Consider the following 18,685-nt stretch of genomic DNA (forward strand, 5'->3'; position numbering starts at 1 on the left):
CCGTCAAGGGACGAGCAGGTGACCGAGGGCCCCTCGGTGACCTGCTCGTCCGTGGAAGGTGAGGGATGACAGAGAAGGACGTGGACATGACCGCGAGCCCCGTCGGGCCGAGGCTCGGCCTACGGGCGAACGCCGCCCAGTTCCTCCTCCTCGCCGTGGTCAACGCGTTGGTGGGTGGCGTGCTCGGCACCGAACGCACCGTCCTGCCGCTCCTGGGCCAGACGGAGTTCGGCCTGACCGCCTACACCGCCGCTCTCACCTACATCCTCGCCTTCGGCGGCACCAAGGCGGTCACCAACTTCGTCGCCGGTGCTCTCTCCGACCGCTACGGCCGCAAGCCTGTGCTGCTGGCCGGCTGGCTGGTGGCGATCCCCGTACCGCTGATGCTCATCTGGGCACCGAGCTGGGGCTGGGTCGTGACGGCCAACGTCCTGCTCGGCGTGAACCAGGGGCTAGCCTGGTCCACCACCGTGATCATGAAGATCGACCTGGTCGGGCCGCGTCGGCGCGGCCTCGCGATGGGGCTGAACGAGGCGGCCGGATACCTTGCGGTGGCCGCGACGGCGCTTGCGACCGGAGCCTTGGCCGCTCAGTACGGCCTGCGGCCGGCGCCGTTCCTGCTGGGCGCCGCCTACGTGGCGGTGGGCCTCGGCCTGTCCTCGCTCCTGGTGCGGGAGACGCGGGGGCACGCCCACCACGAGGCCGCCACCCACCAGGCTGCCGAGGACGCTCACCGGGGCAACCTCACCACCCGGCAGGTCTTCGGCCTGGTCAGCTGGCGGGAACCGGCACTGAGTTCGGCCAGCCAGGCCGGCCTGGTGAACAACCTCAACGACGGCCTGGCCTGGGGCCTGTTCCCCGTGCTGTTCGCCGCCGCAGGCCTCTCCCTACCGAAGATCGGGGTACTGGCGGCCCTCTATCCCGCGTTCTGGGGTCTGGGTCAGATCATCACCGGTCCCCTCTCGGACCGGATCGGACGCAAGCCCTTCATCGTCGTCGGCATGCTGACCCAGGCCGGCGCGCTCGGGCTGATCGCCGGGGCGCGCAGCTTCGGGTGGTGGGCGACGGCGACGATCCTGCTCGGCGCCGGCACCGCGATGGTCTATCCCACCCTGGTCGCGACGATCGGCGACGTCGCGCACCCGGTGTGGCGGGCCCGCGCGGTCGGCATCTACCGACTCTGGCGCGACGGTGGCTTCGCGGTCGGCGCGCTGCTGGCCGGCTTCCTGGCGGACGTCGTCGGGATCCGGGGCGCCACCTGGGTGGTGGCGGCCCTCACCGCCGCATCCGGCCTGATCGTCGCCGGGCGGATGTACGAGACGCACCGCGGCACCTCCCGCTCTGCGGTTGACCGGCCGGCCCGATCCCGCTGAGCTTCCTTTGTCCACGTGGACCACGGCGAGGCGGGCCGACTGCGGCGTGAAAGATCCCCCGTGCGGTGTTGCGTCTGGGATGGCGACGGCGACGTGTGGCCCAGCCCTTCGGGCTCCACGCAGCTCGCCTCGTGTCCGGCGCGGCGGAGGGGTCGGACGGCCGGAAGGCGGTGGCGGGGCCCGCTGGTCGTCGGCGTCGGCCAGCGGGCCCCCGGAGGTGGGAGCGGTACGGCGCTGCTCCGCTCCCACCCCGCGCAGGTGCGATCACCCCACGGTGGTGTCCCCTACGTACTCGGGGTCCCGACCGACGTCACGGCGTCGCCAGGGTGAACCGGCGCACCGTCACCGCGCCGCCCAACGACTGGGTGGCGTAGTTGAAGATGCCGAACCGGTATCCCATGAAGAACTGCCAGGCGTTGTTGAGGGTGAGCGCGTTGCCCAGCGGGACGAAGGTGACCCCGTCGGTGCTGTACGAGAACCTCGCCTGCCGCCCCGAGCCGGGCCGGATGTCGGCGTTGGCCCGCAACCAGATCCGTCCGCCGGACACCGGGGCGCTGGCGATCTCGGTTCCCTTGCCGGTGGTGTTCCAGTTGTCGGTGCCCATGGTCAGGCCGTTGGTCATGACCACGCGGGTGGCCCCGTTGTCCCGTTTGACGCCGATCCACGCCGAGGTGTCGCGCAGCATCGCCAACCCGGCCCGGTCGCCGTCACGCATGGTGGAGTAGTCCAACTCGATGGTGCCCGTCGAGGTCGGACCCTGGATCCGGTGGGTCAGCGTGTTGCGCGCCCGGTAGAGGTCGTCGGTCACCGAGGCGGTCTGCAGGCGCAGCCCGTCGTTCACCGACCACCGGCTGTCGTCCGGGTTGTGGTTCCACTCGTACTGGACGGCGAGGGTCGTGCCGGGGAAGGTGTCGGTGCCGGTGAGCGGCTTGACCGGGCGCGACGGCAGCGGGTTGGGGTAGTTGACGCCCCAGGAGCCGTTGACCGTCTGCACCTGGGGCCAGCCGTCGCCGGTCCAGGTGATCGGAGCCAGCGTCGGCATCCGACCACCGGGGTAGGCGTCGGTGAACGCCATGTAGTACCAGGCGCCGTTCGGGGTCTGCACGAGCCCGCCCTGGTGTGGCACCCCGCCGCCGGAGATCGGGCCCGGCATGTTGAGCAGCACCTGTCGCTGCTCGTACGGGCCGAACGGGCCGTTGGTCGACTTCAGCACGTACTGGCCGTTCGCGGGACGGGTGAGCCAGATGTAGTACGCGCCGTTGCGCTTGTAGAAGCGCGCCCCCTCCAGCGTGCCGATGCTCGACGGTGTCTGGTACACCTGCTGGGCCCGCACCTGGGTACGCCCGTCGGCCGACAACTGCGCCACGCTGATCGTGCCGTTGCCGTACGCGACGTACATGGTGTCGTTGTCGTCGACCAGCATCCCGGCGTCGTAGTAGCAGTTGGGGATGGTGGTGTGCCGGCTCCACGTGCCGTCGACGGCGGAGGCGGTGTAGATGTGCGTCTGGGCGAAGTCGATGCAGCCGGCCCAGTAGAAGGTCCGGTTGCTCGGCCGGTAGTTCAGCGTGGATGCCCAGATGCCGTCCACGTACCCGTGGCTGCCGCCGGCCATGTCGTACTTCGTGCCGAAGTCCAGCCGGGGCACCGAGTGCCCGGCGAACTCCCAGTTCACCAGGTCCCACGACCGCAGCACCGGGGCGCCGGGCGAGTAGTGCATGGTGGAGGCGGACATGTAGTAGACGTCGCCGACCCGGATGATGTCGACGTCGGCGAAGTCCTGCCAGACGACCGGGTTGGTGAAGGTGCCACCGGGGTTTCCGCCGTCGCCGACGCGGACCAGTTGCCACTGCTGGTGGCTGCCGTTGAAGTCGTCGTACTGCACGACGTTGCCACCGTCGGCGGTCGAGGCGTTCTGCACCTCCACCACCTTGTTCGAGTTCCGGTTGACCAACCGCACGTAACCACCCGCCGAATCGGCTAGCCGGAACTGCTGGTTGGTCCCGTTGTGGTCGGCCCACTGCACCACGCTCGCGCCGTTGGCCGTGGAGGCCCCGGAGACGTCCAGCACCTTGCCGGAGTGCCGCGACCTCAACCGGTAGTAGCCGCCGCCGGAGTCGACGAACTGCCACTGCTGCCAGTTCCCGTCGTTACGCGACCACTGCGCGATCCGCGCGCCGTCGTTCGTGGCCATGTTGTACAGATCCAACACCTTGCCGCTGTTGCGATTCACCAACACGTACCAGGCATTCGTGTCCACCGTCGCCGCCGACACCGGCGACGGGGACACCGCAACGAACGTGCCGCCGATCAGCACGGCCACCACGACCGCGGCGATGCGGGACAGCCACCCACGCCGCCCTGACACAGCCCAGGTGAGACCACCGCTGGTAAACATGATCCTCCTTCAGGAGACAACCGGGAGCCTGAGTCGGTCGGTCGAGCCGTCATCAGGCAGCAGCCGACCACCAGGTCTGATCCGCAGCGCGTCGTGATCGTCGACAGGTCGGTGCGCCTCTGCCCAGGAGACGCAGCCCGGACGACCCGCGAGAATTTTGATCTTCGATCTGGCGGGCCGAGACGGTCCACCATTCCGCTCCATCGACTGTGAGCGATAACACGCCGCCAGTCAAGGCGTAACCTCGGGCAGGGCCGCCATTTCGCGGGGCGACAGGCCCGCGCCCCGTTCCGGCACTCTCGATCACGCTGGTCCTGATCTACGGAGAAGCCGCCCCGGTCCGCCATCGCAGGGCAACCTGCCGACACTCTCCCAGCGACATCATCTGTTCTCAATTTACACAGATCGATGTGAGCGATAACATCACTGCAATCGCCCCGTCACCGCGAACGGCAGCCCGGCTGGAGCCGACGGGCTGGCAACAGCGGGGCGACCGACGCGACGAGAGCACCGTCGCCTCGGCTCCGCCCGTCGCCGGGCGGCCTCTCGCACCGCAACCTGCCGCGAGCACGGACGGGCACAACCGTCCCCGCCGTACCGATCAGTCACGGCACCGGCTACCGACCGCCGACGCCGGAGCTCCCGAGGAGGAACACGTGCACAGACGCAGGAGATGGATGACCGCTGCCCTGGGCGTCCTGGCGGTGGCGGCCGCGACCGCCTTCGCCGGCGGTGTCGTCGCGCCGCAACCGGCGCAGGCGCTGAACAACGGAGTCGCCCGCACCCCGCCGATGGGCTGGAACACCTGGAACACCTTCGGCTGCTCCATCAACGAGACGCTCATCCGCCAGATGGCCGACTCGATCGTGACGAGCGGCCTGCGGGACCTCGGGTACAAGTACGTCGTCGTCGACGACTGCTGGTTCAACCCCAACCGGGACGCGCAAGGCAACCTGCAGGCCCACCCCGAGCGGTTCCCGAGCGGGATGAAGGCGCTCGGGGACTACCTGCACGCGCGGGGCTTGCTGTTCGGCCTCTACCAGGCTCCGCTGGATCAGACCTGCGCCCAGTACTTCGATGCCTTCCCGGGCTCCACCGGGAGTCTGGGGCACGAGTACCAGGACGCCCGGCAGTTCGCCGCCTGGGGCGTCGACTACCTGAAGTACGACTGGTGTTCGCCGACCGGGACGATTAACGACCAGGTCGCCCGGTTCGGCATCATGCGCGACGCGCTGGCCGCCACCGGCCGGCCGATCGTCTACAGCATCAACCCGAACAGCATCCACGAGAAGACCGGGCCGCAGCGCAACTGGAGCGACGTGGCGAACCTCTGGCGCACCACCGAGGACATCACCAACGCGTGGAACACCGGCCAGACCAACGGCTACCCGATGGGCATCCAGAACATCGTCAACGTCAACGTGCCGCTGGCCGGTTACGCCGCACCGGGCGGGTTCAACGACCCGGACATGCTGGAGGTCGGCAACGGCGGCATGAGCGACACCGAGATGCGCAGCCACTTCGCGCTCTGGTCGGTCATGGCGGCGCCGCTCATGATGGGCAACGACCTGCGCTCGGCGAACGCGGCGACGTTGGCGATCCTGAAGAACCAGAACCTGGTCGCCATCAACCAGGACCCGCTCGGCCTCCAGGCGATCCAGGTCTCCAACGACGGCACCCGGCGGATCCTGACCAAGCGGCTGACCAACGGCGACGTCGCCGTCGCCCTGTTCAACCAGGGCAACTCCACCACGACGATCGCCACCACCGCGGCGGCGATCGGCAAGACCGGCAGCTCGTTCACCCTGCGGGACGCGTGGACCAACGCCACCTCCACGACGACCGGGAGCATCTCCGCGAGCGTCCCGGCACACGGCACCGTGGTGTTCCGGGTCAGCGGTGGCGGCACCACCGACCCGCCGCCCCCGACCACGTTCCGGCTGCGCAGCGAGTCGGCAGGGCGCTGCCTCGACGTCGACAACGCCAACACCGCCAACGGCACCGGCACCCTGATCTGGGACTGCCACGGCAACGCCAACCAGCAGATCAGCCAGGACGGCCAGACGCTGCGGATCCTCGGCAAGTGCCTGGACGTCCCGACCAGCGCGGCCAACGGCACCCGGGTGCAGATCTGGGACTGCCACGGCGGCACCAACCAGCAGTGGACGTCGAACAGCAACGGCACGGTCAGCAACGTCCGCTCCCCGTCGCTCTGCCTCGACGTCAACAACGGCGGCACGGCCAACGGCACGGCGGTGATCCTCTGGTCCTGCCACGGCAACGCGAACCAGCGGTGGAGCCGGGTGTGACCTCCGGTCGCTGACCTCGGCCCGGCCGGGTGGACGTGCCGTCCACCCGGCCGGCCCACCGATCAGTGGAAACCGACAATCTGGGGGTACGTCATGGAACAACGAGCTCCGCGCCGGGCCCGAAGGGGATTCCGGCGCGTGGTCGCCGCAATCGCGAGCCTTGCCTGCGCAGTCGCTGTGCTGCCGCCTACGGCGCGCGCCGACAACCCGATCGTGCAGAACATCTACACCGCTGACCCGGCGCCGATGGTGCAAAACGGCCGGGTGTACGTCTACACCGGGCACGACGAGGACGGCTCCACCTACTTCACGATGCGCGAGTGGCGGGTGTACTCGTCCGCCGACATGGTGAACTGGACGGATCATGGCGTCCCCATGAACCTGGCGACCTTCGCCTGGGCGGACGCCAACGCCTGGGCCGGCCAGGTCGTGGCCCGCAACGGGAAGTTCTACTGGTACGTGCCCGTACGCCAGCGCTCGAACGGGCAGATGGTCATCGGAGTCGGGGTGGCGGACAGCCCCACCGGCCCCTTCCGGGACGCGCTCGGTCGACCACTCGTCGGCAACGGCGAGATCGACCCGCACGCCTTCATCGACGACGACGGTCAGGCATACCTGTACTGGGGCAACCCGAACCTGTGGTACGTGCGGCTCAACCCCGACATGATCTCGTTCTCGGGCGGTGCGACCCAGATCCCGCTCACCACCGCCGGGTACGGCACCCGCACCGGCAACCCCAGCCGGCCGACCCTCTACGAGGAAGGCCCCTGGGTCTACAAGCGGAACGGTCTCTACTACAACGTCTTCGCGGCGGAGTGCTGCTCCGAGTTCATCGGCTACTCGACCGCGCCCGGCCCCACGGGACCCTGGACGTACCGCGGGACCATCATGCCCCGACAGGGCAGCAGCTTCACAAACCACGCCGGTGTCATCGACTTCAACGGCGGGTCGTACTTCTTTTACCACAATGGCGCGCTGCCCGGCGGCGGCGGCTACACCCGCTCCGTCGCGGTGGAGCGGTTCACCTACAACTCCAACGGCACCTTTCCCACGATCAACATGACCGCCGCGGGCCCTCCTCAGGTCGGCACGCTGAACCCGTACGTCCGGCAGGAGGCCGAGACGATCGCCTGGGGCTCCGGCATCGAGACCGAGCCGTCCAGCGAGGGCGGCATGAACGTCGGCTGGATCGAGAACGGCGACACCATCAAGGTCAAGGGGGTCGCCTTCGGCGCCGGTGCCGCGTCCTTCACCGCGCGGGTCGCCTCCGCCACGAGCGGAGGTCGCATCGAGGTGCGGCTGGACAGTGCGAGCGGCCCGCTCGTCGGCACCTGCATCGTGGGTGGCACCGGCGGCTGGCAGAACTGGACGACCACCACGTGCGGCGTGAGCGGAGCCACCGGTACGCACGACCTCCACCTGCGCTTCGCCGGCGGCAGCGGCAACCTGTTCAACGTGAACTGGTGGCAGTTCGGCGGCGGCGGCGCCTCGCCGTCGTACCGGATCACCAACCGCAACAGTGGGCAGGTCATCGACGTCCAGCAGCCCAACCTCGACAACCTCGCCGTGATCGGTCAGTGGACCGGCAACGGCTCGACCTGGCAACAGTGGCGCTTCCTCGACGCCGGCAACGGGGCGGTGCGGCTGCAGAGCGTCAACAGCGGCAAGTGCGTCGACGTCCTGAACGCCTCGGTGGCCGACGGTGCCCAGATCGTGCAGTACACGTGCCACGAGGGCCTGAACCAGGTGTTCACCTGGCGATCGACCGGCAGCGGCTACTACGAACTGGTGAACGTCAACAGCAACAAGTGCCTGGGCGTGGTCGGCGGCTCCACCGCTCTCGGCGCCGCGCTCGAGCAGCGTACGTGCACCTCGGCGACCAGCATGCAGTGGTCGCGCGCCTGAACGGACCGACGGTGGGCTGGGTGGTGGCGGTCCCCCGTCACCACCCAGCGCTGACCGGCTGACCGGCCACGCGCGCCGGTGGACCGGATGGACGAGCTCGTCGACGACCGGCCGGCGCCGACCCCCGCATCGCGGGAGCCGGCGCCGCCCGACCCGTCCGCGTCACGAGAACTGCGCGAAGAACCTCCAGATCTCACCCTTGGTCCAGGTGGTGACACCACTCTCGGCGTACGTCCCGTCCACCGGTCCGGGCATGTGACCGTTGTCGTACGCGGCCCACTGGACCGGGTAGCCGGCCCTGCAGCCGGAGTAGGCGGTCGTGATGTGCGTACGGCTGCCCGGCCCCGGCTCGGGCGGGTTCTGGGCGGTGCACCCGTTGTTCCGGACGAACGTGTCGCGCAACGAACGCCCCTGCGAGATGTTCAGGACGTTGTCCGAGATGCCGTGCAACCCGAAGTACGCGATGGGCTGCGTACCACCGCTACACCCGCTGATCTGTGCGCCGGAGATGACCGCGACCGCCCGGAAGACAGTGGCCCGCGCGCAGGCGAGCGCATAGCTCATGCCGCCGCCCCAACTGAAGCCGAGGGCGAACCGCTGCCTCGGGTTGACGCAGAGGTCACTCTCGATCCGCCTGATCATGTCGTCGACGAAGGTGACGTCCTCACCGCCGGCGTTTCCCCAGCCGTTGCCGAGTCCCTGGGGCGCGACCAGGATCGCGCTGTTGTTCGACTGCTCCTGCTGCCCGTAGTAGGACCAGGCCGTCCCACTGGTGCCGCCCGAGGAGATTTCCTGCATGGTGCCGCCGCGCCAGTGGAACGCGAAGATCAGCCGGTAGGGGTTGTTGCTGTTGTAGTTGACGGGCACCCGCAGGATGAAGGAGCGGCTCTTGCCGTTGCTCTGAATCGTGTGCGTGCCGCTGGACAGCGTCGGGGCCCTACCGCACCCGGTGCCTCCCGGCGGCGGATCGTCGCTGCCCACGCGGGCGAGCTGCCACTGCTGGTTGGCGCCGTTCCAGTCGGCGTACTGCACGATGTTGCCACCGTCGGCGGTGGAGGCACCCTGCACCTCCACGGCCTTGCCGCTGTGCCGGCTGATCAGCCGGACGTGACCGCCGTCCGAGTCCGCGAGCCGAAACTGCTGGTTCGTCGCGTTGGTGTCAGACCACTGCACGATCGCTCCGCCGTCGGCGGTCGACCAGTTGTGCACGTCGAGAACCTTGCCGGAGTGCCGGGACTTCAGCCTGTAGTAGCCGCCACCCGAGTCCAGGAACTGCCACTGCTGGTTCGCCCCGTCGTTCCGCGTCCACTGGCTGATCCGCGCACCGTCGTTGGTGGCCGAGGCGTAGAGGTCCAGCACCTTGCCGCTGTTCCTGTTCACCAGGACGTACCAGGCGCTGGTGTCCACGGTCGCCGCGGCCGCGGGGGCCGCGTTCACAGCGACCAGCGTGCCGGCCGCGATGACCGCCGCAGCCGCTGCGGCCAGCCCTGACCGCCAGCGACGTCTCGATGGAAGGGCGGGACGAGCCGCACCGATGGCACTCATGGTCCACTCCTCTGGTCGGGGTCACCCGCGAGCGGAACGCACGCGGATGGCCTGGTGTGCGTGCCGACGCCCGGCGTCAGCACGGTGTTCGTCGTACGGGCGCGAGCGGCCACCGGCGCACGTCCCTGGCCGGTGGCCCGCCTGCGGTGGCGCGAACGGATGCCGTCCGCGCCACCGAACGGAAGACCAGCTACCCGATACGGATCAGTTGCCACTGCTGGTTGTTGCCGCCCCAGTCGGTGTACTGGACGACGTTCGCCCGTCGCTGGTGGAAGCGCCCTGCAGTCCGGTCGCTGTCGCCAGCGGATGTCCTGGGATGACGTCCGCATGCCCTGGGGGACGTCATGATCGCGAGGTCGACCAGCGAGGGCTCGCCCGGTGAGCCGCGGCAGAAGTCATCCTCGACATCGAGGGTGAGCGATAACATCGCCGTCGTCAAGCCGTAGCTAATCATCAATATCTACGCCCCTGGAGGCACCCATCCATCAGAGCTGCCCAGCCGCTCGGCCACGCCCGCCTCACGAAATGCTCGCCGAGCCGGATCGGATCGCTACCGAGGGCGCGACGGACTGCGATCCTGTTATCGCTCACAGATGTCCAACAGGGCTGCCCCGGGCTGACGGCGGCCGTCGATCACTGGGCCCTCGACACCACCACGTCCACGGCGGCCGACGCCATCTACAACCTGCGGTTCAACCCCATCGAGGACGCGCCGAAGCTCGCCGACCGACCGTCAGACACGCCTACACCAGCGCGGTACCAAACCGCGCACCGGCCTGCCGCCGCCGGGGCTGACGGGCCACGATCCGCAGGGAGACGAGCAGCGCGGCGAGGAGAATCGACATCGCGGGCTGCGCCCGAGGCACGACCCAGGTGGTGACGGCGCCCGTACGCCGCCGGCGCGAGCGTCTCTCAGGCCGCGTAGTCGACGGCATGCCAGCCACCATCGCGCACACCGCGTGGTCCCCACCTGGTCCCCGGACGCTGACACCCTCAGCGACCGCAGCACGCGGTTTAGGAAGTGTGGACACGGGCGGAAGTCGCCTTGATCCAGAAAGCGAACGATTCGGCAGGCATCCCGGCTGGACGCTTGAGACTTCACCAACGGCAAAGGAGCGCTATCAGACGGCGCACTTGACCGGCGTGGCCCCAGAAAGCCGGAAAGACTGGCCCGAGGTTTCGGACCAGCCTTCTGACCTGCTGTTTCACCTTGTCGGGACGGCCGGATTCGAACCGACGACCCCTTGACCCCCAGCTTTACAACGATTCTGTCACGGCGTGTTAGAACAGCTCGATACATCCGCGTACCCGGACGGAACGGCATAACTCATCACTTTCAAATGCATCCCATGTCAGCCACTCCCCGCCAGCGGGGCCTTCCCCGTTACCGGGTCCGTTACGGCGAACTGTCAAGGACCTGCCCTGCCACCCCGTCCTGACGCGAGAGGACAACGCAGAGCGACGCAACTGTGACATTGTGATCCCCGATTTGCGCTGATGGATTCTTCGGGTCGAGACAAGCGAGGGTGGCGGCGTGAGCACAGTGGGAAAGGACGAGCCGGCAGTTGCAGAACCGGACGCGGCCCCGTCCACCGTCACCTCGGGCACGCTCCTAACGCAGGCTCGGTCGATGGTGACCGCGCTGGCACAGTCAATGTGGCAGCAGGCGCTCGACCGCGAGCGAGAGGGCTGGCCGCCGTGGTGGCTGCCCCTGTTCGCAGTTCTGCTGGCTACGGCGCTGCTCGGCCTGCTCATCGTGCCGCTGATCCGTGTGCTGGTCGTATGGGCTGGTGGCGGTATCGCGGAGCTGGCGGCCTGGGGGCATGACCAGGCGTTCGCCCGGATCATCCTCGACCCCGTGCGCGACTACCTTGCTAGCCATGCCGCAGGGCTGCCCGTGAGCGGCAACACCCTGTGGTGGACCTGGTGTGTTGCCGGCGTGGTGCTGCTGCTGTTCAGCCTGTTCCGCTCGGCCGGCGCCCGAATCGGGTGGACGCTGTACGGCGCGGGCAGCGCCGCGATGGTCGCCGCTGGCACTGGCGGTCCGGGCCGGTGGATCGCCGCGGGCATATGCGGCCTGTGGTGGTCGCTGCTGTCCATCCCCGCGCTGTCCCGCCGGCGCCAGCGGGTGCCGGCGATGCCGGTTGCATCGCCGGCCGAGACAGTGGCAGCCGTGCCCACCCCGAGGGGCGCTGGAGGCTTCGGCCTGGACCACGTGGCGGGTGAAAGCGACGCTCCGGAAGACGACGCCACGTGGGCCGCTGGCCTGTACGAGGTGCTGCTCCGCCGCGAGCACCTGGCCCGACCGGGCGCTGAGCGGTGGAGCGCCACCACCCATGCCGCTAACGGCTTCAGCGCGATCGCCGAGGACGGCCGCCGCGCTGCGGGCATCGCGATATCCGGAGAGGCGGTGCGCGAGCTACTGGCCGGGCTGTCTACTCCCTACGGCGCGCGACCAGAGGTCGGCTGGACGACGGCACCCCCGGTCGTACCCCGGCGCCGACGCATGGATTATGACGACCTCCAGGAACCCGACGCGATCCACGAGTTCGTTGCCGGCAGCACCGACGTTCTCTTACGCCTCGCTGCCCTGCTGCACGAGCGCCGCACCGAATGGCCGGTCGACCGAATGCGGTTGCAGGAGAAGATCACCGCCAGGGCGACCGCGCTGAATCGGGCTGCCCCGTTGGTGAGAGGGGCGTCGTACAGCCCGGAGGACCGCAGTCACGACGACTTCGGTCTCGTCGCCATCAACGATTGGGTGGCGACCGACACGATCGTTGGCGGCAACGCCAGCGCCTGGAACGACTTCGCCAGCCACCGTCCTCAACAGGTCCAGTTGATTATCGGCAAGCTGCTCACGGCGCCCGATCCTGGCCAGGCGTTGGCCGAGATCCTCACCGACGACGGGCACGTTCACCTGACCCGACACCCCGGCCCAGCCGGCCCGATCCATGAGATCACCACCAACGGCACCCACCGCACCCACGCGCTACGGCTGCTCGGCGTACCCCTGATCGCCGCCGAGGTGACGGTCGAGCCCTTGCCCTTGAAGGTCTCCGTCTTCAGCGCGTCTGCCAGCAACGGGTGGGGCGAGGGCCGCCACCACGGGCCCACCGCGGCGCTCTGGCATGCCCTGATCGATCGTGGGCTACTCACCGGACGCATCAGTGGGAACGGCTTCCAGGCAACCTTGGAGCCTCACCAGGTAGCCGCACCCTGGCTGCTCTGCTGTCCTCGCGACGCCGCAGCGATCAGCGCCGCCTACGACCGTCTGCACCCGGGTGCTCTCGGCATTCCGCCCGAGGCCATGGCCGGTACCGCCCAGTGGTGCCAGTGGCTCCTTGGCGACCCCTGTCGGACGTCGTGACTGGCCACCCAGCAATCTCTAGCAGCGTCCAGTCATCAGCGAGGGGTGCTACCGTGGCCGGCGCCAGCGCCAAGCGATGCTCGACGCCGGCGGGCACCCGGGGTTGGTGCAGAACACTCCCGATGGACCTGTCACCCGCGGTGCTCGGCCCGGGTGGCGGGCACCGGCTCGCCGGCCGAGCATCGCTTCGCCGCAGCCTTGGGAGGCTGCTCCAGCTTGTGCACCCGCAGGCCGGCGGCGCGCGCTCGCAGCGCCATCCCGGTGTCGAAGGTGACCAGCCGCACCGGCTGGCCGGCGAGCGGCTCCAGCGACACCGCGCGATCCACAATCTCGTCGTCGTTGATCGGCAGCCGGACGTGGCCGACCGGGTCGAGCAGCACCTCGACGCTGACCCCACCGCGTGGATCCGGCTCGCGTTCGTACGCGGCGGCGCGGATTTGGCCACCGGCCTGCGCGACGCGGTCGATGTAGGCCACCGTGTATCCGGCGCGATAGCCCTTGTCGCCGCCGCTGAGCTTGGCCTTGTCCAGCTCGTCGACCACCATCATGGGCACGATGATCCGGATGTCGGCGATGCCCAAGGTCAGTTCGCCGGCGAGGTCGAGGTCCTCCAGCTTGCGCTCGTGATGGATGTAGACGTTCGTGTCGAGCACGACCACCTGGGCGAACTGCCTACTGAAGCGCTGGACCGCGCCATCGAGGTCGGTGACCGCAGCGGCAAGCGCCTGCACCCGCTCATCGGCCTGCGCGGCGACCAGACCGTTGAGGAGCCGCTCCCCGCCGAGGTGCAGGGCGCCGCCCGCCGGCTGCTCTCGGGGCAGGGAGACGAGCGGCACCTGGTGCGCGCCCACGGCGGAGAGCACCAGCTTGTAGCTCTGCATCGGAAGGAGCTGTTCCAGCCCGGCGGGGCGAATCTGGTTGCGCAGCAGACGGCGTGCCTCGTGCATCCACTCCAGGTACCGGTATGCACGATCGACCGCCCGGCCGGGGCCAGCCTGCTGCGCTGAGGCCAGCGCGTCCTGAAGATGCACGAGGGTCGAGCGCACCGCAGCGTGCGAGGTCCCCGGTACGAGGCTGATCATCATAGGGGTGGATCATTCCGCGCCGGCCGCGCCGACGCCAGCACGCCCCACACCAGCCGGTGATGCCGCCGGCATCAGCGAACTTCACCCCTCCGACAACAACCTCTCAACAACCACACAGTACATCGATCCTACGGCACAACTATGTGGTCGCTGAGGGGAGAAGCGGTACAAGATCGGTAGCGCGACAGCGGCCGAAAAGTTGGCCATCCTTGGCTTCGTCGCGCCGATCGGCGCGGAGAACACGAAGGCCCGCCCCCAAGATCGCCTGGCAAAGCACCGCGGGGGCGGACCCTCTTGCCGAACCTGTAGGAGCGTTGCACATGCCTGGCATCGCCGGCCACCTCGGGTGGAGCGCCCTCATGCTCGCCATTCCGGTGGCGACCGTGACGATCTGCGTGGTCCTCGTCGCGCTGGTCACCCTCACCGCGCGCCGGCCGGCCACCCGCCGGCACTGCCTGCGAGTGCTGGCGTCGCTAACCCACTACGTCACCGCCCTGCGAGGCGACCGGTGACCGCGCCGACCATGCTGGAGCCACCGGCCAGCGAGCGGGCCCGGATCGGCTTCGTCAAGGCGCTACGCGAGGCGTACGACGTCGAGCCATCCCGGCCGCTGGCCGGGGCGGTCCGGGCGAACCTGCGGCACCTGTGGGAGCACGGGGGCCGCAAGGGAGCCGCCGCGCCGGGGCGCAAGCCCGAGTGGATCCACATCCGCAAGTCGTTCGTGGTGCAGCCCGCGAACGGTCCCGACCCGGCGGCGGCCCGACTGATCAAATCGAGGGGTTTGCAACTGCGCCTGTTCCTGCTGATGATCTTCGACGCGCAGTGCCGGTACGGACCGGGCGACACCGTGCGCAACGTGCGCTGGGTCGGCTCTCACGCGAACGAGGAGTACGAGCCGTGGCGGCAGTTGGTCCTCTCGGAGACGATGCGGACCGAGGGCACCGGCCGCAAACCCGCGGCCCTGCGCGCCCGGCAGATCACCGAGACGATGCGCGCTCTGGAGCATGAGCACCTGCTGTGGTTGCCCCGTCAGCAGCCCGGCGGGAAACGACGGCAGTATGACCCGGACAAGGCTGGGGTGACCTGGCACCTGCAATCCGAGGCCAGCACCGCCGAGGAACACCCCCGCTACGTAGTGCCGACCCCGGGCAGCTCGTTCCGGATCTCCTCGACCTTCTTCACCAACCTGTGGGTGTTCGCCCTGACCGACGCCGAGCTCGCCGCGTACCTGGCACTGGCCATGCTGCGCAGCCACTTCCCCAGCCGGCACCAGCAGCACGGCGTTTTCCTGCGCGCCGACCACCGCGAGGAACGCTTCCGGCTCACCCGCGCGGCCTGGCGGACGACCGAGCTGCTGCACCGGTTCCGCCTCGTCGACCGGGCCCGCGACCCACGCCGCAACTTCCGCACCGGCAAGGTCGGCGACCGGGACAACCGGTGGGCGAACCGGCAGGTCATGCCCGCCTTGTTCACCATCAACGACGCGGCGTTGGACCGGCCGGCACTGGAGGTCATCCACCAGGTGCTCACCGCGCCGACGGACGAAGACAGGTTGCGGCGGGAGAAGGGCCAGGCGGCCGTCGAGGAAGCCCTCGTGGTAGGCGAGCTGTAGATCGCCCAACGCCTCACGCCGCACAGGGTCGTCGAATCTAAGCCAAGCCGGGCCGGATCCCCGCGATCCGGCCCGGCCGGTGAGCACTCGTAGCGCGGCGGGCGGGTGATGCCGCCAGCATCATCCACGCACCCGCCGGTGCCCCGACCTTGACGGCCCAATTACATAACAGTTCTGTCTCGGCGTGCTGAGGGGTGCCGATAAGTACACATATCAGGACCCTTCGACATCCACCGGCAGCGCGATGTCGATAAGTGCCGCCACCTTCACTCCACTGATTCCAAGCCTGTGACCAGGATCGTGACCTCGAGAAATCAAGTGCGTGACCTGCCGCGTAGGCTTCGTCGCGCAGTTTGACGCACGCTCGTGGCGAGCCCGCAATCGGCACCGCATTTCGAGTAGGGAGCAGCCGTGGGCGCAGGCGCCACTGTCGCTTGCGGACATCTTCGGCTCCACGTCCCCGAAGCGTCACGAGGAACCCGGTCCTCGACGGGACCAGCGTTGGTGAACACGGCCTTGGCTCGGCTGCCGATACGCATGTTCCCCGCCACTCCGACAGGAGAGTCCATACTCATGTCGTTGCCGATGCGCTCGATGACGCCACCGCCCAGGGCCGATTCGGAACCCGCTTCGTGTGCTGCCGCAGTAGCCCACCTTCAACAGTGAGCTTCAGCTCGTCACCCCGAGCCCGATCGAGCAGCATCGCGAGTCGACCCATGACCATCATGGCATCCGCACCCGTCCCCGCCGGTAGCCGGCTGATCGACGCACCCACCAACCCGAACCTGACCGTTCGGGGGACCTTCCCCGATCAACCCCGCCCACACGGCCCGCACCCTGCTCGCCGCCGGCACCCCGGTCGCTGAGGTGGCCGCCCAGCTCGGCGTCACCGAGACCGAGGCCGTGGACCTGTCCATCGACGACATCGCCCGCGAGCACGGCTGGACCGCCGGCATCGGCCTCCGCCCCAACGACGTCGACGACGAGCTGCTCATCCGGGCGTGCAACCCGGAAGCCGTCCGGCAGGTCGCCCGGGCCCTCACCGCCGGCTGCCCGCCGTGGTGCACGACCAACCATGCCCACGCCCTGGAGGCCGACGTCGAGGCCATGATGCAGACCCGGGTGCACGCCCGCACCGTGGCGACCCTCGACCGCGACGGCGAGCGCGTCGGCCAGGTCGACATCATCGCCGTCGACGACCTGGAGACCGGACAGCGCAGCCCGGCCGAGGTTGTCGTCGCCGAATGCCGCGACTCGTACACGGCGGCCGAGGCCGAGCAGCTCGCCGCCGCGCTCCTCCAGGCGGCGCGCCTCGTGCGGGACGCCCGATGACCGCCCCCACCACCGAGGCCACCCGGGTGGTGTTCCTCGTCGACCTCAACGACCGCAAGGCCCAGTTGCGGGTCCTGGACTGGCTCGACCGCCTCGGCGCCAAGCTGGTGGCCCTGGTCGGCCCCGACCACTGGCGCGAAGCCCACGCGATGATCGGCAACGGCGACGCGGACCTGATCGTCACCGACGACCACAACACCCTCCCCGGGCTGCTGGTGGCGTCCACGGCGACGATGCAGGCCACCTCCCGGGCCGGTGGTGTCCGGTCCGGGGTGCGGCCGGAGCTGATCCGCCGCGGCGGTCTCGGCGCCGTCGTAGAGCGGCCGTCCTCGCTGCACCCGTGGCGGCGCTGATGGCCCGCCCGGACTGCCCGCCTGGTGCCTGCCCACCACCCACAACGCGAACCCCGACGTGCACGTGTCCGCCCCGGTGGAGGTCACCACGCCGGCGGAACGGCTCGTGCTCCACATCGAGGCGGCCGGCGGGAACCCGCCGTACCTGACCGTTGCCCAGTTCTCCGAGCCGCTGGACCCGACCGACACGCCCAGCTTCGAGCCGGACAACTTCCTGGTGCTGAAGCTCGCCACCGCTGCCGAGCTGGCCGCTGGCCTCTCGTCCCTGATCGCCCGCGCCCTCGGCGGGGCCCGGTGAGCCGCCGCATGGTGTGGGTCGGCTGCGGCAAGCCGGCCACCGTCCGCATCGAGGTGTACTCGCCGGCCGGCGGGCTTCTACACGGGTCGCTCGACGCCTCGGTCTACACGTACGGCCCGCACGCCGAGGGCGCGACGGCCGCGATCCACGCGGTGGGCTTGACCCCGTACCGGGCGTCCGCGCCGCTGCACATCGACCGCCGCTGCGGCTACATCTTCCGCTTTCCGACCGCCGTCCCAGGGCGCGGACAGTGACCGCCGAGCGGCTCACGAGCGGCTCACGAGCGGCTCACGAGCGGGTCTGGCGGCGGCTCACCAACCGGCTCTTGAGCCGGCTCACGAATCGGCCGCGGGCACCGTGGCCACCAGCATGAATCAGCGCAAGGGAGACGTGACGATGAATCGGCGTGGACTGCCGGCCGGCCTGGCCACGGTGGCTACGGCCACCCTCCTTCCGGTGAGCCCCCCGGCTCACGCCGTGCCCGCGCAGGTGCCCGCGGGCACCGACTCACGGGCGCCCGCGGGCACCGGTGAGCCGGCTCAGCGTGACGCCTGGGTGATCCGCCCGTGCCCGCCGTGGTGCGAGGAGGACCACGGGCCACACGTCTTCAAGGGCGACCTGGAGGCCAGCAGCCAGGAGCGCTGGCACACCGCGTGCCTCGGCCCCGGCGACGAGGTGTGCGTGGAGCTGACCCGTACGGACAGCCTCATCACCGGCGAGTCGAGCGGGGAGCGGGTCAACGTGGGCGCGGACTGCGAGCTGGCGCCGGCGGATACGTTGCTGGTCGCTCGGGTCCTGGTCGCGTCGGTCGACATCCTGGCCGGGCGGATGTCCGTGGCGGAGTGGCGGGCGACGTCGGGGGTGGAGTTCCACGAGATCAAGCGCAAGCACTGACGTGGGCCGCTGAGGGCGGCTCGCGGGGGCGGGGTGGACCGGGGCGACCTGGTCCACCCCGCCGGCCGTTGGTGGACCAGGTCGGCTGGACCACCTGGACCAGGTCTGGTCCACCGCCTGGTCCAGGGGTGCCCGCCCCGTGCGGACGGGCCGGGCCCTCCCCCCCCGGCGGCCCCCACTTGCCCACCCCAACCCCCCACCAGATAACCCTGGT

Annotated in this window: 15 protein-coding genes; 11 read left to right on the plus strand and 4 right to left on the minus strand. The window is 69.6% G+C overall.

The features are described 5' to 3' along the window. Nucleotides 1-65: 65 nt before the first annotated feature. Nucleotides 66-1,373 (plus strand): MFS transporter, encoded by a 1,308-nt coding sequence (locus ACWENR_RS11000; protein ID WP_452276848.1) that lies wholly within the window; start codon nt 66-68, stop codon nt 1,371-1,373. A 310-nt stretch (nt 1,374-1,683) separates the two neighbouring features. Here ACWENR_RS11000 and ACWENR_RS11005 read toward each other — a convergent pair whose 3' ends face one another. Further along, complete coding sequence (locus ACWENR_RS11005; protein ID WP_452276849.1) at nt 1,684-3,768, minus strand: RICIN domain-containing protein; 2,085 nt, start codon at nt 3,766-3,768, stop codon at nt 1,684-1,686. Nucleotides 3,769-4,445: 677 nt separating this feature from the next. On the opposite strand from ACWENR_RS11005, the gene ACWENR_RS11010 reads away from it, so the two are divergent. After that, complete coding sequence (locus tag ACWENR_RS11010) at nt 4,446-6,077, plus strand: glycoside hydrolase family 27 protein (protein WP_452276850.1); 1,632 nt, start codon at nt 4,446-4,448, stop codon at nt 6,075-6,077. A gap of 177 nt (nt 6,078-6,254) precedes the next feature. After that, complete coding sequence (locus ACWENR_RS11015) at nt 6,255-7,982, plus strand: family 43 glycosylhydrolase (RefSeq protein WP_452276851.1); 1,728 nt, start codon at nt 6,255-6,257, stop codon at nt 7,980-7,982. A gap of 162 nt (nt 7,983-8,144) precedes the next feature. On the opposite strand, the gene ACWENR_RS11020 is transcribed toward ACWENR_RS11015, so the two are convergent. Together ACWENR_RS11020 and ACWENR_RS11025 are read right to left on the minus strand one after the other, a co-directional pair. Further along, entirely contained in the window at nt 8,145-9,527 is a 1,383-nt protein-coding gene (locus tag ACWENR_RS11020; protein ID WP_452276852.1) for an RICIN domain-containing protein, read from the minus strand. 190 nt (nt 9,528-9,717) lie between these two features. After that, entirely contained in the window at nt 9,718-9,966 is a 249-nt protein-coding gene (locus tag ACWENR_RS11025; protein WP_452276853.1) for a hypothetical protein, read from the minus strand. Nucleotides 9,967-11,157: 1,191 nt separating this feature from the next. Between ACWENR_RS11025 and ACWENR_RS11030 the strand changes: the two genes are divergently transcribed. Beyond that, nucleotides 11,158-12,897 (plus strand): hypothetical protein, encoded by a 1,740-nt coding sequence (locus tag ACWENR_RS11030; RefSeq protein ID WP_452276854.1) that lies wholly within the window; start codon nt 11,158-11,160, stop codon nt 12,895-12,897. Nucleotides 12,898-13,028: 131 nt separating this feature from the next. On the opposite strand, the gene ACWENR_RS11035 is transcribed toward ACWENR_RS11030, so the two are convergent. Then, complete coding sequence (locus tag ACWENR_RS11035; protein ID WP_452276855.1) at nt 13,029-13,982, minus strand: PIN domain-containing protein; 954 nt, start codon at nt 13,980-13,982, stop codon at nt 13,029-13,031. A gap of 320 nt (nt 13,983-14,302) precedes the next feature. Here ACWENR_RS11035 and ACWENR_RS11040 point away from each other — a divergent pair, with 320 nt between their 5' ends. From ACWENR_RS11040 to ACWENR_RS11070, 7 genes are all read left to right on the plus strand, one after another. Beyond that, a complete protein-coding gene (locus tag ACWENR_RS11040; protein ID WP_452276856.1) occupies nt 14,303-14,494 on the plus strand; it encodes a hypothetical protein in 192 nt (63 codons plus the stop codon). Further along, nucleotides 14,491-15,594: a hypothetical protein gene (locus ACWENR_RS11045; protein ID WP_452276857.1), complete on the plus strand. Its 1,104-nt coding sequence runs from the start codon at nt 14,491-14,493 to the stop codon at nt 15,592-15,594. The genes ACWENR_RS11040 and ACWENR_RS11045 overlap by 4 nt, the downstream gene beginning before the upstream one ends. 867 nt (nt 15,595-16,461) lie before the next feature. Next, nucleotides 16,462-16,926 carry a DUF6907 domain-containing protein gene (locus tag ACWENR_RS11050; protein WP_452276858.1) on the plus strand — a complete coding sequence of 155 codons (465 nt, stop codon included), beginning with the start codon at nt 16,462-16,464 and terminating at the stop codon, nt 16,924-16,926. Next, on the plus strand, nt 16,923-17,279 hold the full coding sequence (locus ACWENR_RS11055; RefSeq protein ID WP_452276859.1) for a hypothetical protein: 357 nt from the start codon (nt 16,923-16,925) through the stop codon (nt 17,277-17,279). The genes ACWENR_RS11050 and ACWENR_RS11055 overlap by 4 nt, the downstream gene beginning before the upstream one ends. A 58-nt stretch (nt 17,280-17,337) precedes the next feature. Beyond that, nucleotides 17,338-17,577 carry a hypothetical protein gene (locus ACWENR_RS11060; protein WP_452276860.1) on the plus strand — a complete coding sequence of 80 codons (240 nt, stop codon included), beginning with the start codon at nt 17,338-17,340 and terminating at the stop codon, nt 17,575-17,577. Next, nucleotides 17,574-17,831 carry a hypothetical protein gene (locus ACWENR_RS11065; RefSeq protein ID WP_452276861.1) on the plus strand — a complete coding sequence of 86 codons (258 nt, stop codon included), beginning with the start codon at nt 17,574-17,576 and terminating at the stop codon, nt 17,829-17,831. Before ACWENR_RS11060 ends, ACWENR_RS11065 begins: the two co-directional genes overlap by 4 nt. Nucleotides 17,832-18,033: 202 nt before the next feature. Continuing rightward, entirely contained in the window at nt 18,034-18,471 is a 438-nt protein-coding gene (locus ACWENR_RS11070; RefSeq protein ID WP_452276862.1) for a hypothetical protein, read from the plus strand. Nucleotides 18,472-18,685 lie beyond the last annotated feature (214 nt).

Source organism: Micromonospora sp. NPDC004336, from assembly GCF_053602615.1.

Excerpts from the sequence above, each read along its gene's own strand:
- ACWENR_RS11000 (WP_452276848.1), top strand. The coding sequence starts at position 66 with ATGACAGAGAAGGACGTGGACATGACCGCGAGCCCCGTCGGGCCGAGG.
- ACWENR_RS11005 (WP_452276849.1), bottom strand. The coding sequence starts at position 3,768 with ATGTTTACCAGCGGTGGTCTCACCTGGGCTGTGTCAGGGCGGCGTGGG.
- ACWENR_RS11010 (WP_452276850.1), top strand. The coding sequence starts at position 4,446 with ATGACCGCTGCCCTGGGCGTCCTGGCGGTGGCGGCCGCGACCGCCTTC.
- ACWENR_RS11020 (WP_452276852.1), bottom strand. The coding sequence starts at position 9,527 with ATGAGTGCCATCGGTGCGGCTCGTCCCGCCCTTCCATCGAGACGTCGC.
- ACWENR_RS11030 (WP_452276854.1), top strand. The coding sequence starts at position 11,158 with ATGGTGACCGCGCTGGCACAGTCAATGTGGCAGCAGGCGCTCGACCGC.
- ACWENR_RS11035 (WP_452276855.1), bottom strand. The coding sequence starts at position 13,982 with ATGATGATCAGCCTCGTACCGGGGACCTCGCACGCTGCGGTGCGCTCG.
- ACWENR_RS11040 (WP_452276856.1), top strand. The coding sequence starts at position 14,303 with ATGCCTGGCATCGCCGGCCACCTCGGGTGGAGCGCCCTCATGCTCGCC.
- ACWENR_RS11055 (WP_452276859.1), top strand. The coding sequence starts at position 16,923 with ATGACCGCCCCCACCACCGAGGCCACCCGGGTGGTGTTCCTCGTCGAC.